Annotated in this window: 14 protein-coding genes; 11 read left to right on the forward strand and 3 right to left on the reverse strand. The window is 61.7% G+C overall.

Translation table 11 applies throughout. From position 1 onward, the window contains the following. The first annotated feature begins 14 nt into the window (after nt 1–14). The 7 genes from MB84_RS03485 (at nt 15) to MB84_RS03515 (ending at nt 7,222) form a co-directional block, all read left to right on the forward strand. Nucleotides 15–1,586 carry an FAD-dependent oxidoreductase gene (locus MB84_RS03485; RefSeq protein WP_046290772.1) on the forward strand — a complete coding sequence of 524 codons (1,572 nt, stop codon included), beginning with the start codon at nt 15–17 and terminating at the stop codon, nt 1,584–1,586. Between the two features lie 58 nt (nt 1,587–1,644). After that, nucleotides 1,645–3,042 carry an MFS transporter gene (locus tag MB84_RS03490; RefSeq protein WP_084009587.1) on the forward strand — a complete coding sequence of 466 codons (1,398 nt, stop codon included), beginning with the start codon at nt 1,645–1,647 and terminating at the stop codon, nt 3,040–3,042. Between the two features lie 25 nt (nt 3,043–3,067). Continuing rightward, complete coding sequence (locus MB84_RS03495; protein WP_046290773.1) at nt 3,068–4,240, forward strand: mandelate racemase/muconate lactonizing enzyme family protein; 1,173 nt, start codon at nt 3,068–3,070, stop codon at nt 4,238–4,240. Nucleotides 4,241–4,405: 165 nt separating this feature from the next. After that, nucleotides 4,406–4,903: a hypothetical protein gene (locus tag MB84_RS03500; protein ID WP_046290774.1), complete on the forward strand. Its 498-nt coding sequence runs from the start codon at nt 4,406–4,408 to the stop codon at nt 4,901–4,903. 11 nt (nt 4,904–4,914) lie between these two features. After that, complete coding sequence (locus MB84_RS03505; RefSeq protein ID WP_046290775.1) at nt 4,915–5,103, forward strand: hypothetical protein; 189 nt, start codon at nt 4,915–4,917, stop codon at nt 5,101–5,103. Between the two features lie 133 nt (nt 5,104–5,236). After that, nucleotides 5,237–6,466 (forward strand): MFS transporter, encoded by a 1,230-nt coding sequence (locus MB84_RS03510; protein ID WP_046290776.1) that lies wholly within the window; start codon nt 5,237–5,239, stop codon nt 6,464–6,466. A gap of 90 nt (nt 6,467–6,556) precedes the next feature. Next, on the forward strand, nt 6,557–7,222 hold the full coding sequence (locus tag MB84_RS03515; RefSeq protein ID WP_046290777.1) for a GntR family transcriptional regulator: 666 nt from the start codon (nt 6,557–6,559) through the stop codon (nt 7,220–7,222). 67 nt (nt 7,223–7,289) lie between these two features. Here MB84_RS03515 and MB84_RS03520 read toward each other — a convergent pair whose 3' ends face one another. After that, nucleotides 7,290–8,510: a porin gene (locus tag MB84_RS03520; protein WP_245725473.1), complete on the reverse strand. Its 1,221-nt coding sequence runs from the start codon at nt 8,508–8,510 to the stop codon at nt 7,290–7,292. Nucleotides 8,511–8,687: 177 nt separating this feature from the next. Here MB84_RS03520 and MB84_RS03525 point away from each other — a divergent pair, with 177 nt between their 5' ends. From MB84_RS03525 to MB84_RS03540, 4 genes are all read left to right on the forward strand, one after another. Beyond that, nucleotides 8,688–9,197, forward strand: coding sequence for a nuclear transport factor 2 family protein (locus tag MB84_RS03525; RefSeq protein ID WP_157122624.1), 510 nt, complete (start codon nt 8,688–8,690; stop codon nt 9,195–9,197). Nucleotides 9,198–9,230: 33 nt separating this feature from the next. Next, nucleotides 9,231–9,746: a hypothetical protein gene (locus tag MB84_RS03530; protein ID WP_046290778.1), complete on the forward strand. Its 516-nt coding sequence runs from the start codon at nt 9,231–9,233 to the stop codon at nt 9,744–9,746. Between the two features lie 302 nt (nt 9,747–10,048). Further along, a complete protein-coding gene (locus MB84_RS03535) occupies nt 10,049–11,377 on the forward strand; it encodes an MFS transporter (protein WP_046290779.1) in 1,329 nt (442 codons plus the stop codon). A gap of 128 nt (nt 11,378–11,505) precedes the next feature. Beyond that, nucleotides 11,506–12,486: a M14 family metallopeptidase gene (locus MB84_RS03540; RefSeq protein WP_046290780.1), complete on the forward strand. Its 981-nt coding sequence runs from the start codon at nt 11,506–11,508 to the stop codon at nt 12,484–12,486. Nucleotides 12,487–12,570: 84 nt separating this feature from the next. Here MB84_RS03540 and MB84_RS30690 read toward each other — a convergent pair whose 3' ends face one another. Further along, nucleotides 12,571–14,019, reverse strand: a complete 1,449-nt coding sequence (locus tag MB84_RS30690; RefSeq protein WP_046290781.1) for a GntP family permease — start codon at nt 14,017–14,019, stop codon at nt 12,571–12,573. After that, complete coding sequence (locus tag MB84_RS30695; RefSeq protein ID WP_245725552.1) at nt 14,020–15,039, reverse strand: patatin-like phospholipase family protein; 1,020 nt, start codon at nt 15,037–15,039, stop codon at nt 14,020–14,022. Between the last annotated feature and the right edge of the window lie 164 nt (nt 15,040–15,203).

The raw sequence follows: 15,203 nt of genomic DNA on the forward strand, positions 1-15,203 counted from the left end.
TTGAGACGTCATCTATGAAAAACGATGAGACGGTGGTCAGCTGGCGCGCACCGAAGTGGGATCAGGAGGCCGACTTCGTTGTCGTCGGCTATGGCGGTGCGGGCGCGACCTTCGCCTTCGCTGCTGCGGAGAACGGCGCGGACGTCCTCGTCCTGGAGAAAGGCGAACAGGGCGGCGGGAACTCGGTGTGCGTGGCTGGCGGATTGATCATGACGTCCGTCGACGAGGCTGCAACGTTCGACTACATGAACTGGCTCTGCGCGGGGCAGACCGATGCGTCGGTGTTGCGCCACTTCGTCAGCGGCCTGAAAGAGATTCCGGCTTTTCAGCATAAGCTTGAGCTTCCCCTCAAGCCCGATCCAAAGCCGTTCGCCGCGCCCGGATTCTTTCCGGAGTTTCCCGGCGCACCGGGCAGTGACAGCGTGAAGGGAATGAGTGTCGTCGCGGCACCGGGTGGCGCGGGACTGTACAACGCAATTGCTGCGGTCGCCGAAAAACATGGCGCACGTGTGCAGTGCAAGACGACCGTTACGCGTCTCGTGCAGAACCCGGTGACGAAAGAGGTGCTCGGTGTGGAGGCAATTTCCGCCGAGGGCAAAGCGATCGCGATCAAGGGGCGCAAGGCGACGGTCATCGCCAGCGGAGGCTTTGAGGCCGACGAGCAGATGTGCCGCCAGTTCCTCACGCCGTGTCCCATCTATTTCCTGGGCAGCCAGAATCTGACCGGCGACGGTATCCGGATGGCGCAGGAAGTCGGTGCGCAGTTGTGGCACATGAACGCCGTCGCAGGACCATTGAGCTGGGGCGTGAAATCGAAGCGTGGACACGTCTACGTCACGTACGACCTGAACCGCATCGCAGGCTTCGGCTACAACTCGGGCGCGTTCAAGGACGCAGGCAGCCTGTTGTGGGTGGATAAGCACGCTCGGCGCTTCCATAACGAAACCACCGATACCGCCGACGTTCGCCACGGTCTTGCGAATCGCGACACATGGCTGGCCACAACGGCCGAGGTGCCGGAATTCACGCATGTCCCGGCTTTCCAGATCTTCGACGAGAAGGTGCGTGCGGGTGGCGCGGCGATGACTACGCTCAATTCGCGCACACCGGCGTGGAGTGCCGACAACCTCGCCGAGCTGGAGGAGGGTACGGTGATTCGCGCCGACACGCTGGAGGAACTGGCACTGAAATGCCAATGGCCCGACATCCCCGGCGTCGCACGCGCAGGTCATCTTGATCCGGTAGCACTGAAGGCAACCGTCGAGCGCTACAACGCGAACTGCCAGGCGGGTACCGACCCGGACTTCGGGCGCGAAAACTTCCTGGTGCCTCTCGATACCGGTCCCTTCTATGCCGTCGGCCCGATGTTCCCCACTTACCTGAACACTCACGGCGGGCCGAAGCACGACGCGAAACAACGTGTGCTCGATCATCGTGACGATCCGATCCCACGGTTGTACGCGATCGGCGAGTGTGGGTCGCTGTGGGGACCGTCGTATAACTCGATGGGTGATATCGCAGAGTTCATCGTATCGGGCACCACCGCAGCGAGAGACGCGATGGAGCAGCACGCCTGGGACGACTGATACCGCTTGCGTGTCCCGCCGAGGTTTACAAAAAATAAAGGCAACACAGGAGACAACCATGTACGAGACCCCCACAGCAGGCACCGCGCCGAGAGACGGCGCGCCGCTGACATCCGTAGATGCACCCCCCGCCACAAGCGCAGCACAGACAACCGGCGCGACTCAGGCATCGGTTGCGCGAGGCGGCTGGCCGCTGCTTGCGATTCTCACGATCGTGTACGTCGTGTCCTTCATCGATCGCGGTGCCATGTCACTGGTCGTCGGTCCGATCAAGGAAGACCTTGGCGCTTCCGATCTCGAGGTGAGCTGGCTGCTGGGCTTGTCATTCATGCTGCTCTACAGCGTGCTGGGCATTCCGGCGGGATATCTCGTCGATGTGTATCGGCGCAAGCGTTTACTCGGTGGTGCCATTTTGCTGTGGTCCGGCGTCCAGATCCTTTGCGGCCTTAGCCAGACCTACATGCATTTGTTCGTCACACGCATCGGTCTGGGGGTGGGGGAGGCGGTGTTGCCGCCGGCGGCGTCCTCGATGATTCGCGATGCGTTTCCGCCGGAACGTCGCGGACTTGCCTTCGGCATCTACAACATCGGGCCGTTACTGGGCACGGGACTTGCACTGATGCTGGGCGGCTTCCTGCTGCACTTCGCATCGGCGGGACACCTGGCGGGCGTCCCGCTGCTCGGCTCGCTCAAGCCGTGGCAGTTCGTGTTGGTAGTCCCGGGGCTGATGGGCATTCCGCTCGCGCTGATTGTGTGGATGTTGCGCGAACCGGCGCGTCGCGACGTGCGTTCGGACGATAAGGTGACCTACCGCGAAGCACTCCGTTACGTGTGGGCTCACAAGGGCATTTACCTTCCCCTGTGGGTGGCGATCTGTCTATACGGCATTGCCATTGGCAGTCAGATGGCGTGGTTGCCGGAAATCATTTCCCGGTCGATGGGTATCGAGCGTCCGGTGATTGGCCAGACGCTTGGTGCGGCGGCCCTTGTGGCGTCGCCCGCTGGTTTGCTCATCATGGGCAGCCTGGCCGACTGGCTGCAAAAGCGCGGCATGGTCGATGCGCCGGTGCGTGTGGCGATCGGATCGACCGCCATCGCAGCCGTCGTTACAGCGCTGTTTCCACTGATTCAATCGCCTATGGTGGGCGTTGCGGCTTACGCTGCGCAAACCTTCTTCTTTGCAATTTTTGCAGTCGCCGGCGGCGCGACGATGGCCAATCTCACGCCGGGCAACATGATGGGCAAATTGACCGCCATCTATTACCTGGTCACGAACCTGTTCGGTCTGGCGCTCGGACCGACGGTCATTGCCTTCGCGGCGAAGCTCTTTTTTGCGGGACCGAATGCCCTTGGTCACGCGTTCGTCACGTGTTACGTCTTGGCGGTAGCGATCGCGGTCCTGATGCTGGTGCGTGTATCCCGAACCATTCGTCAGTCGTCATTGAAGGCGGCCTGATCGTCACCTGTTCATGCTCAATCCTATGAAAATCACTCGCGTTGAATGCACACCGGTGTCCATGCCGTTGGCGAAGCCCATCGTGCTTCCGAACATCACTATCACCTGTCTGAACACAGTCCTGCTGCGCATCCATGCGGACAACGGCCTGGTGGGCGTCGCTGAGTCTGGCGACACGTCTTCCTGGTATCGGGGCGAGACTCAGGCGTCGATATCGGCCATGATCTGCGACGTCTTCGCACCACGCATACTGCTGGGAGAAGACCCGTGCAACATCGAGAAAATCGTCGGTGCGATGGACACCCTCGCACGCGACAACAATCAGGCCAAGGCACTGGTTGACTGCGCGCTTCACGATCTGAAGGGCAAGCACCTTGGCGTTCCCGTGTATCAACTGCTCGGTGGCCGAACGCGAGAATCGGTGCCACTGGGGTGGGTGCTCTCGGCGGGGCAACCCGATAAGGTGGCCGAGCTGGCGCTGGTAGCCCTCGAAGAGGGTTTCACGGCCTTCAAGCTGAAGGTCGGACGGGGTACCTTCGACAACGATGTGGCGACGGCGCAGGCGGTGCGCGAGGCCATCGGCTATCGCGCGCGTATCTGTCTCGACGCGAATGGTTCATGGAACTACGAGCAGGCGCTGCGCACCGTGCGTCGTCTCGACGCCTTCGATCTGGACTTCATCGAGCAACCGCTCCCCCATTGGGATCTCGACGGGATGGCGCGCCTGCGCGAGCGGGTTCGAACGCCGATCTATGCGGACGAAGGTGCGCAGGAGCTCCATCATTTGCGCGAAATCGCCGATCGCCGCGCGGCAGACGGTGTGATTCTCAAGATACAGAAGGTCGGCGGGCTGATAAAGGCGCAGCGCTTTCTGAGCGTCGCTCAGATGCTCGATCTCCCTGTGTTCTGCAGCACGCTCATTGGCTCCGGTGTCGAGGCCTGCCCGAGCACGCATCTGTGGGTCGCCAACCATTGGGCGTCTCAGTTCATGAGCGAAAGCGCCGGGCCGCTCGCGGTGCATGCCGCATGGCATAGCGATCTTATCCCTGCCGGGCAAGACCTGGCGCTCGACGGTCAGCGTTTCGCACGCGGTTGCGTGGTGCCAAACGACGCGCCCGGCTTCGGCATTCGCATCAATGAAGCCCTGTTGGAAACCATTCGTACGCCAGGACAGGCTGGCAGGGTCGCGGCTCTTTAACTTCCGAATTGTTCGGAGGCGGCCACGTCGTTGTCTGTTGCTTTCGGGGGGAAGCGGCGGGTGAACGGGGTGGTCGCCAACGGGCATTCGGCGCGCGCGATCAGGCACGGAAGATGCCGGACGCCGATTTCGTAAGCAATAACTCAACCCCTCAGGAGACAAACTATGAGCAGTGCAGATCGAGCCCCCTGGTATTACGTGGTGACCTGGCTCCGACTTTATTTTGGTGCCCACCTTTTTTACTCTGGCATTCGCTACATCATGACGCGCTACGTTCCCGAAATTCCGGGGGACGGCGGCGCCTACGTGAATGCTGCGACGACGATTTATCTGTATCCGGCCGTCAAGTACATGGAGTGCATCTTCGGGCTGATGCTGCTCTCGAACCGCTTCGTTTTGCTTGCGCTGGTGCTGGAAATGCCGACGACGGTCACGATTTTCTGGCTCAACACGTTTATCGTCGCGACGCCGCGCCAACTGTTTACCGGTCCGCAGGAGTTGCTGATGAACGGGCTACTGCTGTTGGCGTACAGCGGCTATATGGCAGCAATTTTCCGGCCGCGTCTGATGCCTCAATGGCTCTGGGATGGTGCGAAGGTGAATGAACCGGGCACGCGAAATGCCCCGATCTCGATGCCGAAGGCGGAACATAGCAACGTTTAAGGGGGAAGATGATGAAAAAGCAAACCTGGATTGCCGTGTGGATCTGCCTGTTCCTCACCGTGTTGGCATGTATCGGATCGACAGGGTTGGGCTATGCGGACTACCGTCCGCTACGGAACTTCGACTACTTTGGCCTCGGAGTGGCTTGGGCGGGCTTTATCGTCACGCTGCTGATGGATCGCCGGGCCGGGCGGGCATAACGTCTGAGCTTTAGCCGGTCAGTAGTCGATCCCGGCGGTCGGTTTTTCACTCGCGCCCCATCACGCGTTAAAGCGTCGTTGGGGCGCTTCTTCGTTGTTCCGTCCACTGGCAGTGGATCAATTTTCCTACCCGATGACTCTTCCCTACGGCCTGCGAGCGCTGAGCTATGCCAATTTCCGCCGCTTTATCGCGGGCCAGGGTTGCGCGCAGATCGGCAACTGGCAACAACTGATTACCACGTCGTGGCTGGCATACACCTTGTCAGGCTCAACGCTGCTTGTCGGCGTTGCGGCGTTCGCGTTGCAGATCCCGATGCTGTTGGTTGCGCCGCTGGCGGGGCCAATGCTGGATCGATTCGAGGCGCGGCGGATCCTGCTGATGACAAACACGGTCGCGTGTGTGCAGTCGCTCGCGATGTTGAGCCTGCTATGGTTGGACGTCATGGACGTTTGGCACATCGTTGCCGGTAACCTCGTGTTGGGAATTATCAACGCTATTGATGCGCCTGGCCGCCAGGCGTTGGTCTCCGAAATGGTGGATCGGGCCGACGATCTGCCTAACGCCATCGCGCTGAATTCCATCATGATGTCGGCTGCACGCTTCATTGGCCCAATGCTGGCGGGCTACACGATCGGGTGGTTCGGGCACGTCGGCGCATTTTGTGCGAACGCCACGCTGCGCGTGGCGGTCATTGCCGCACTCGGGGCTGTCCGAACGATAGCCGCAGTGAGACCGGTGCTCAGCGTGTCGTGGTGGCATTCGTTCGCGCAAGGGCTCAATCACGCCAGAGCGTACGTGCCATGCCGTAACGGATTGCTTCTGCTTGCCTGCCTTAGCTTCACGATCCAGACGCACGCGAGCCTGATGCCCTGGTTCGTGCGGGAACGGTTTCATGCCGATGCCGCCGCACTCGGAAATCTGATGGGCATGGCCGGGTTGGGGGCGTTGGCTGGACTGGCTTATCTTGCTACACGCAGAGGTCTGGCGGGACTCATTCGTGCCGCCATGCATTCGAGCATCGTTGCCGCACTGGCCACCCTTGGCCTATGCGTTGCGCCGGGTATCGGGTTTGCCATGGCGATGCTGTTCCTGATCGGCATGGGAACCATCCTGACGTCTGCGTCGATCAATACCGTTCTTCAACTGACCGCGCCGTCGGGGATGCGAGCGCGCATCGCGACGTTGTATGTCGTCGCATTTATGGGGGTCTCGCCGCTGGGGGCGCTTTTTTGGGGCTGGGTCGCGGCTTACCTGTCTGCGCCGATAGCGCTTGCCATTTGCGGTATCGGCTACCTGATGGCGTCGCTGGCCTATCGAACTGGCTTGCCGCGCATGAGCGCTGCGGTGCTGCAAGAGAATTGAGAACGCCGACCAGCCTTGCCTGTGTCGTTCGTCGTGCCGTTGCCGGAATCAAATAGAATACCGGCTGCAAATCACTCGACCGACGACAAAGTGAGCACAATCGAACTGAAAGACACTGATGTTCCCGCGCAGGTGGCGAACGAGATCCGCAAACTGATCAACCAGGGCGTGCTTTCGCCCAGGGTGCAACTGCGGCAGTCGGAACTGGCGGATCGGTTTGGCATCAGCCGTGTGCCGGTGCGTGAAGCACTGAACCTGTTGTCGGCGACCGGTGTCGTCGTTCATGACCCGAACCGGGGGTTCTTCGTTGCGACATTGTCTTCCGATGAAGCCCGGCAATTGTATCGGTATCGCTATCTGGTGGAGCGCGAGTTGTTCGAGTCGATCGAGTGGCCCAATCGCGAGCAGACCCGCGAACTCAAAGCCATGCTGAAGTTGCTCGACGGCTATCTTGAAGATCACCGTCGCGCCGAATGGATCGATCAGTACTACGCGTTCTATGCTTTCCTGTTCGACCTGTCTCCGCAGAAGATCATCCGTCGCGAAGCGCTTCGCCTGATTCAGCTGACGGACCGGTATCGGGCGCTTGCGACGGAGTCGGGGCGCCCGGGGGAGCGTCTGAAAGCGCACCTCGAACACGCGCTGCTGGATGCCATCGCGACGAAGGATCGCGAGCAATTACTGGCGGTGTATCAGGCCGAGCGCGAAGGCATCATGGCCGCGATGATTGCGGTGCTGGCAGGGCGCGGCCTCTGACACGCGAGGACTGGTTCTTGCACCGTGTCCGGACGATCGATTTGCCCGGACACGACGCTGCGCGCGCTCAAAAGCGATGGTTGATACCGATACCGAAGGTCGTGACGTCTTCCCCGTTATGTGCAGGATTCGGCAGACCGGCTGGCGGCAGAATGGTCAGTCTGGAGCTTCCGCGATTCTCCAGTCGCTTGAAGTAGGCGTAGAGCGACGTTCGTTTCGACATCTCATAGATATACGCTGCGGCCCACACACGAACGTCTTGCGTGAGCGTGTTTGCCGGCGCCGCGTCTGGCAAACCACCATTGCGCCCGCCCCAACCCAGGTGTACCGCATGCCGAATACCGAAGGGGATGCGCATCCCGACCTGCCATGCCTTGTCGGCCGACGAGTCCTTCGGCATACGCAACTGATATGTCAGGTAGACGGAGAACCAGGGAAACCTGTAGATCGCGCCGAAAGCATGTTCGATCTGACGCTTCGTATCGGGCGTGAGGTCGGTGGTGCCGCTGCTTCGACCGAAGCCATATCCCAACTGAAGTCCCTGGTATTGATAGATCAACGATCCGACATCGTAGGTCTTGACCTGATTGGTGGGTGACGTGTTGCCGGCGATCGAGTGCGACAACGAAATCGACAGCCCCGCGAGAAGAGGGGAGTTGTAACGAATCAGATTGTCGAGTCGCGCCGGGTCTGTCAAAGGATTGAACATCCACGGGTTGTCGATTTCGCCGGTGAGCGATGCAATAACCGACGCCGGTGCAACCAGGATCGGGTCGAAGATCGTGCCCCAGTCGTAACCGGGGGTCGGCTGTCGGCCGATTTCGATTTTGCCCAGCGACTTGCTGATCAGGCCCACGGTGGCGCGCCGCCCGAACAAGCGGCCGCTTTGCGCCGCAGTGCCCGTGGTGACATTGATGCCGCCTTCCAGCACGAACCGGGCTTTGAGATCGCCGGACAGATCCTCTTCGCCGCGCATACCCCAGCGTGATCCGGCGAGACCCCCGGAGTTCAGGTTCACCACGCTTGTTTCATGGTTCTTGTAGTAGCCGAGAAACGTGTCCATCACGCCGTAGAGCATGACATTGGCTGCGGTCGCGGGTTTGATGACAGCGACGCTCAAAGCGATACCGACGATGCAGAATTTGGCAATGCGCTTTAGGTGAGCGGAAGGGGCAATCGACCGGGGCGGGGGAGAGGTCGCGTACCCGAGGGGGAAGTTCATGTTGTCTCCGTTGATAGTATTTAAGTTTGTATTCTTAATAGTATTTATTGTGCGCCGATGAGGCAATCCGAATTCCTCCGATTCGGGGTTAACACGAGGCGGCAGTGAGGCTAATCGGCGACGGTGTCCCGGTGTAAACCCGTGAATCATGTGTCAGCACTTGCGTGATCAATCATCTTTTGTCTAGAATTTTTGCATTCAAAACAGAATGCAAATGAATTGATCGACCGAGGGAGACGGCAAATGGAAATGAAAGGCGTAGTCGCGGGCGAAGGCATCCATCGTGAGGGGACGCGCCGACAGCTCAAACGTCAGTCCGCTGGCGTCACGTTGTTAGGCATCGCGCTGACGTGTTGGATCGCGTACGACCTGCACTTCAATACCAAATGGGACTGGGGGCCGGGCGCCGGCAAGTTACCGGTGGAAATCGTCCAGGGATTCATGAGCGAGGCTTATGGCGATGGCAGGGGCGTGCAGGCGGCGAAGGATTACTTCACGCCGGACGCGAAAGACCGGAATCCGCTCTCGGCCGATCGAAAAGATGGCCCGCCAATTCGTCATGACACCCTGGGCGTCGTCGCGCAGGGGCTCTCAGTGGCGGTGCACCATTGCATTTCGGCTGCAGGTGATGACCCGGCGCTGAACGCTGTTGACATTTTCCGCACGAAGAACGGGCGCATCGTGGAGCGAACTCGTATAGCGCAGCCGGCCGCCTCGGATGAGCGCTGCGCAATGTTTGCTACCGCGCGTTGAGCACTACCCCGTCAAAAAATCCGGAGACAAAAGATGATTGAACAACTGCAGAAAACGCTGACCGAACCGCGTTCGCTGGGCCGCGCCGTGTTGACGGTAATGCGGCTATACCTCGGGGGATGGATGATCGTCAGCGGGCTGAGCTATTGGCTGCCGGTGTGGGGCTATACGCCAGTGTGGCCGCAGCCGTTGGGGACGTTGCCCGCGTCGAACGATATGTTGGTGACGATGATCTCGATCGGACTATTCCATATCGTGAAGACCTGCGAGATCCTGGGCGGGCTATGTCTGCTGTTTGACATCTTTGTGCCATTTGGGCTGGTGTTGCTGCTGCCGGTGTCGTTCGTCGTCTGGTACAACGCGATCGTTCTGAATCATCGCTTCGACCGCATATTTGCGCCGTACATGGGCGTTGGCTGCCTCTATCTCAATCTGCTTTTGCTGCTGGCTTACATCCGGTACTACATCCCGCTGTTTTCGTTCAGATCATCGATTGGCGGTTTCCATGATGCACAACGCGTCACGAAAAGCTTCAAGGAATCGGTTTAGTTTTCTCAGGAGCGTTCCGCGCTGCTCAGCGTGCCTTCGTCGTCCCGAGCGACATCTTGTTCGCAATCGGGCGCGCCAGGCAGGCCGGAGTGTCGATTGACCACTACACCACCTGCGGCCCTCGCCCTCAATTAGCACCTTTGCGTGCCGAAACGGCACGGAGTTGTTTTTTCCGCCACCTACACTCCGCTTCCTGAGACTGGCAGATGGCCCCGGCTCGACCTTGTTGCACGGTATGCAACGGGCGTATGCGGGGGCGTCCAAACATCGACTTCCAACGCCAGCGATCCCGAGGAGCAGGAATGACCGGCAACACCAAACCCCACAACCCGTGGCGCGAGATCTGCGCGGCGAGTATCGGCAACGCACTGGAGTTCTACGATCTGCTGATCTATGGCTACTTCGCCATCGTCATCGGCCAGTTGTTCTTCCCCGCTCACGACGCAACGACCTCGCTGCTGCTCTCCGTGGGCACCTTCGGCATTTCGTTCGTCACGCGCCCGCTGGGCTCGATCATCCTCGGCAGCTACGCCGACCGCGCCGGTCGCAAGGCGTCGCTCACGGTGTCCATCGGCCTCATGATGGTTGGCACCGCCATGATCGCGTTCGCGCCGACATATGCGCAGATCGGCATTTTCTCGCCGCTCATGATCATCGTCGCGCGTATGCTGCAAGGCTTCTCGACGGGCGGTGAGTTCGGCGCTGCCACGGCCTTCATGGTCGAACATGCGGACGCCAAGCGTCGCGGTTTCTTCGCCAGTTGGCAGATGTCGACGCAAGGTCTCGCAACGGTGCTCGCCGCCGGCGTATCGGCACTACTGAGCCTGCTGCTCACCGCTGACCAACTGAGTGCGTGGGGTTGGCGTATCGCCTTCGCCGTCGGTCTGCTCATCGGCCCGGTCGGTCTGTACATTCGTCGCAACATCGACGAAACCGCCGACTTCAAGAAGCTCGGCGAAAAGCAACGCGAGAAGTCGCCGCTGCGCGAAGTCTTCGGGCGTGACCGCGCCAACATGCTGCTCGGCGCAGGCGTTGTGGCTGCGGCCACCGCGTTCAACTACGTCCACAAGCTGTACATGCCGACGTATGCGGTCAAGCAACTGCACATTCCGGCGACGTCGTCGTTCATCGGTGCGGTAGTGACCGGCGTGATGCTGATGATCGCGGCACCGGTCGTCGGCCATCTGTCGGACCGCTTCGGCCGTATTCGCGTGATGCTCTACGCGCTGATCGCCGTGGGCGTGACGACCTACCCGCTGTTTGTGCTGCTCAACCGTTATCCGACGTTCCAGACGCTGCTGCTGGTGCAGGCACTGGTCGGTCTGCTGATCGCCGTGAGTCTCGCCCCGCTGCCCGCCTTGCTCGCAGACATCTTCCCGACGAGCACCCGTGGCACGGGTCTGGCGCTGTCGTACAACTTCTCGGTCACGCTGTTCGGCGGCTTCGCCCCGCTGATCGTGACGTGGCTGATCGACGCCACGCAGAACAAGCTCGCACCGAGCTTCTACGTGATGGCAACCGCAGTACTCAGTGTGGCGGCTGTAACGGCGTTGGCCCGCCGTGTGCGTGCAGGCAAGATCGCCGGGCTCACGAGCCAGTCGCACGCCTCGCCGCGTGCGACCAAGGCCTAAGACCCGATAGCGTTCGATAACTTCGTCCCAATATTCGATGTCCTGATTTGAGCCGCAACGACGACGTCCGCCACCCCCCTGGGCGACGTCGTCTCTTTTTTTGCGGCATCCCTTGCGGAGCTTTACCCATGACCACGCTCGAAGCGATTCGCGCCGCCTTGCCGGCGTACCCCATCGAAGTCTCGTTCCCCGACATCACCCGTTGGCGCGAAGGCAACACCGGCATCGACTATCTACACACGTTCGATAGCGGCATGCCCGGCAAGCACGTGATGATCCTCGCGCTCACGCACGGCAACGAAGTGAGCGGCGCAATCGCCGTCGACGCGCTGCTCGCATCCGGACTGCGTCCGTCGTCGGGCCGCGTTTCGCTGGGCTTTGGCAACATCGGCGCGTACGAACAGTTCAGCGCCGAGAATGCAGACGCTACGCGCTTTCTCGACGAAGACATGAACCGTGTGTGGACGCCTTCGACGCTCGACGGCGAACGTCAGAGCCGCGAACTGACGCGCGCCCGTGCGATGCGCCCGTTCATCGACACGGTCGATCTGCTGCTCGACATCCATTCGATGCACGAAGCGTCGGCGCCGCTGATGATGACCGGTCCGCTGGAAAAGGCGATTGCGTTGGCGGCCGAACTCGGCACGCCAGAGCACGTCATCATCGACAAGGGTCACGCCAATGGCACGCGCATGCGCGATTACGGTGGCTTCGGCGATCCTGCCAGCCCGAAGAACGCGCTGCTTATCGAGACGGGACAGCACTTCGCCAAGAGCGCGCGCGATGTGGCGCTCGACAGCGCAGCGCGCTTCCTGCTGCACGCGGGCGTGGTGGCAGAGGCCGACGTTGCGCGGTTCCTCACGCAAGCGCCTGCGCGTCAGAAGTTTGTGGAAATCACGCAGCCGGTCGTGGCGCGTTCGATGGACTTCCGTTTCTCGCAGCCGTTCACGGGACTGGAAGTGATCGAGAAGGCGGGCACCGAAATTGCCCGCGACGGCGACGAAGTGATCGTCACGCCTTACGACAACTGCGTGATCGTGCAGCCGTCGATGCGTCACCTCGGGGTCAACGTCACGATGATGCGTCTGGGGCGCTTGCTGGATCGCTAAGACGGACGTCAGTCGCTGAGTCGTTCCGAATGGGCCGAGGATTATCTCGGCCCTTTTTCGTTGCTGCGAGGACGTTCAGAACGTTCAGAATGTCCCGACGAGCGAGCCGACCGCGATGACCGCGACGAGGGCGATCAGCGCACTGACAATGCTCGTCATGACGATGTCGAAGTAGCTTTCGCGGTGCGTGCTGCCGCACACCGCCAGCAAGGTGACGACCGCGCCGTTGTGCGGCAGACTGTCGAGCGTGCCGGACGCCATCACGGCCACACGGTGCATCAGCGCGGGATCGATGCCGTGCTGCGCAGCGAGGCCGACATAGGCGGGACCGAGCGCGTCCAGGGCAATCGTCAGACCACCCGAGGCGGACCCGGTGATGGCCGCAAGCAGGTTCGCGCAGAGCGCCAGCGACACGAGCGGACCGCCGTCGATGGACAGCACCCAGTCGCGCACCAGCTCGAAGCCGGGCAGCGCGGCAATGACGCCGCCATAGCCCACCAGACTCGCCGTGCACATGATCGGGAGGACGGACGCGTTTGCACCGGCGTCCATCGTCTTGCGCAGTGCGGGCAGGCGTCGCCATTGCAGGATCACGAGCACGAGGATCGCGCTTGCGAGCGCGACGCATACGCCCCACACGCCCGCCACACTTTGCAGCGTAATGCCGCCCCATCTCGGCTCCGCGAGAAAGCTTGCGTTCAGACGCGGGAAGACGATCACGTTCATCACGAAGTTGGCGCCGATCACCACGAGCAATGGCAATGCGGCCGTCAGAATCCCCGGCAGCGCGTTGTTGCGATGACCGGCGTCGATTTCCGCCGGATCGAATTCGCGTGCCACGCTGGCGCGCTCACGCACGACAGTCGGGTCCGCCTTCTTGTCCCACACTTCATTCTCGGCATAACCGTGGCCTGCACGGCGCGCCTGTGCCTCGCGCCACGACAGCCACCAGAGGCCTACGCCGAGCATGATGGCCGAGGCCATCAGCCCCAGCCCCGGCGCGGCAAAGGGCGTGGTGCCGAAGAAGGGCATCGGGATCGCATTCTGGATGGCAGGCGTACCGGGCATGGCGGACATCGTGAAGGTGGACGTCCCCAACGCAATGGCAGCGGGCATCAGTCGCACGGGAATGTTGGCTTCACGGAACAGCGCGTGCGCCATCGGGGCGAGGACGAAGAACGCCACGAAAAGACTCACGCCGCCGTATGTCACGAGCGCGCCGCCCAGCACCACCGCGAACATCGCGCGGCGCGAACCGAGCTTCTCGGTGAGAAACGCGGCGATAGCGCGTACGGCTCCGCTGTCCTCCATCAACTTGCCGAACAAGGCCCCGAGCAGGAACAACGGGAAGAACTGCGCGATGAAGCGCGCGGCGTTCTGCATGAACGTCTGCGTCCAGTGTGCGAGCACAGGTTCGGCTGAGAGCGCCGCAGCAAGCATGGCGGCGGCCGGGGCGAGCAGCAGCACGCTCCAGCCACGATAGGCGAGCCAGACGAGCAGCGCCAGACCGATAAGAATGCCGGCAAGCTCCATTCAGAGGGTCTCCTGCAGGGCATCGAGATCGAGCGAGGAGCGTTTGCCCAGATCGGCGCCGTGTTCGTGCAGGAAGGCGTCGGCGCAGCGACGGCCCTCGTCGCGCAGCATCACGAGGAAGTCCCATTCCGCCGAGAGCTTCGACGAATAGCCGAGCGTCGTCATCATGTCGCTCGCGATCCGGTGCATTCGCATCTGCGCCCAGCGCTTGCCTTCGTCGCTCCCGGCATCCACGACCTGACGCAGCACGGCAATCATGCGCAACTCCTTGAGCAGCGTGGCGTTGAAGGGAACTTCGTTGACGCGGTTCAGAATTTCGCGCGCCGAACGCGGCACCTCGTTGCGCTCGACCGGATTGACCTGCACAAGGATGGTGTCGCACGACACGGTCTCGCGCACCAGCGGCGTGATCGACGGATTGCCCGCGTAACCGCCGTCCCAGTAGGGCTCACCATCGATCTCGATGGCGCGATACAGCATGGGCAGGCACGCTGAGGCGAGCAGGACGTCCGGGGTGATTTCGGCGTTGCGGAAGACGCGACCTCGTCCGGTATGCACGTTAGTCGCTGTGATGAAGAGCTGGATCGGGTTGGCGTCGGCGCGTCTGGAGATGCCGTCGAAGTCGATGTGATCGGCCAGCAGGCGGCGCAACGGGTTGAATTCGAGCGGCGCGAGATCGTAGGGGGACACGACGCGGGCGGCGAGATCGAAGAACATGAAGAACGGCGAGTTATCGAGCGACCAGCGCCCGAGCACGATGTCGAGCGGTGTGCGCCGCAACGGGCTGAAGCGTCCCGCATGCGCCACATCTCGCCAGAACTGTTCCAGCGCGCCGCGTGCCGCGTCGGGGCCGCCGCGCGCGTATCCGGTCGCAAGCACGGCGGCATTCATTGCGCCAGCGGAGGTGCCGGAAATGCCCTCGATGCGAAAGGGGGCGTTGTCGGTGTCGTGCGAAACGGCTTCGAGCAGACGATCCAGCACGCCCCAGGTGAACGCGCCATGTGCGCCGCCGCCTTGCAGGGCGAGATCGACCGGCAGCGCGCCGTGGGCGGTGGCGCGTGCGCCGGTCGCGGCGGCTGACGCAGCGGGCGATGGCTGCGCCCGCAAGGTGGATTCGGAGCGTGGCATGATCCCTCGGCGATGCGGCGTCGTGCCGGGGGGCGTCAGCCGCGGGGGTCGTTACG

The sequence above is a fragment of the Pandoraea oxalativorans genome, from assembly GCF_000972785.3.
GTDB classification, from domain to species: domain Bacteria; phylum Pseudomonadota; class Gammaproteobacteria; order Burkholderiales; family Burkholderiaceae; genus Pandoraea; species Pandoraea oxalativorans.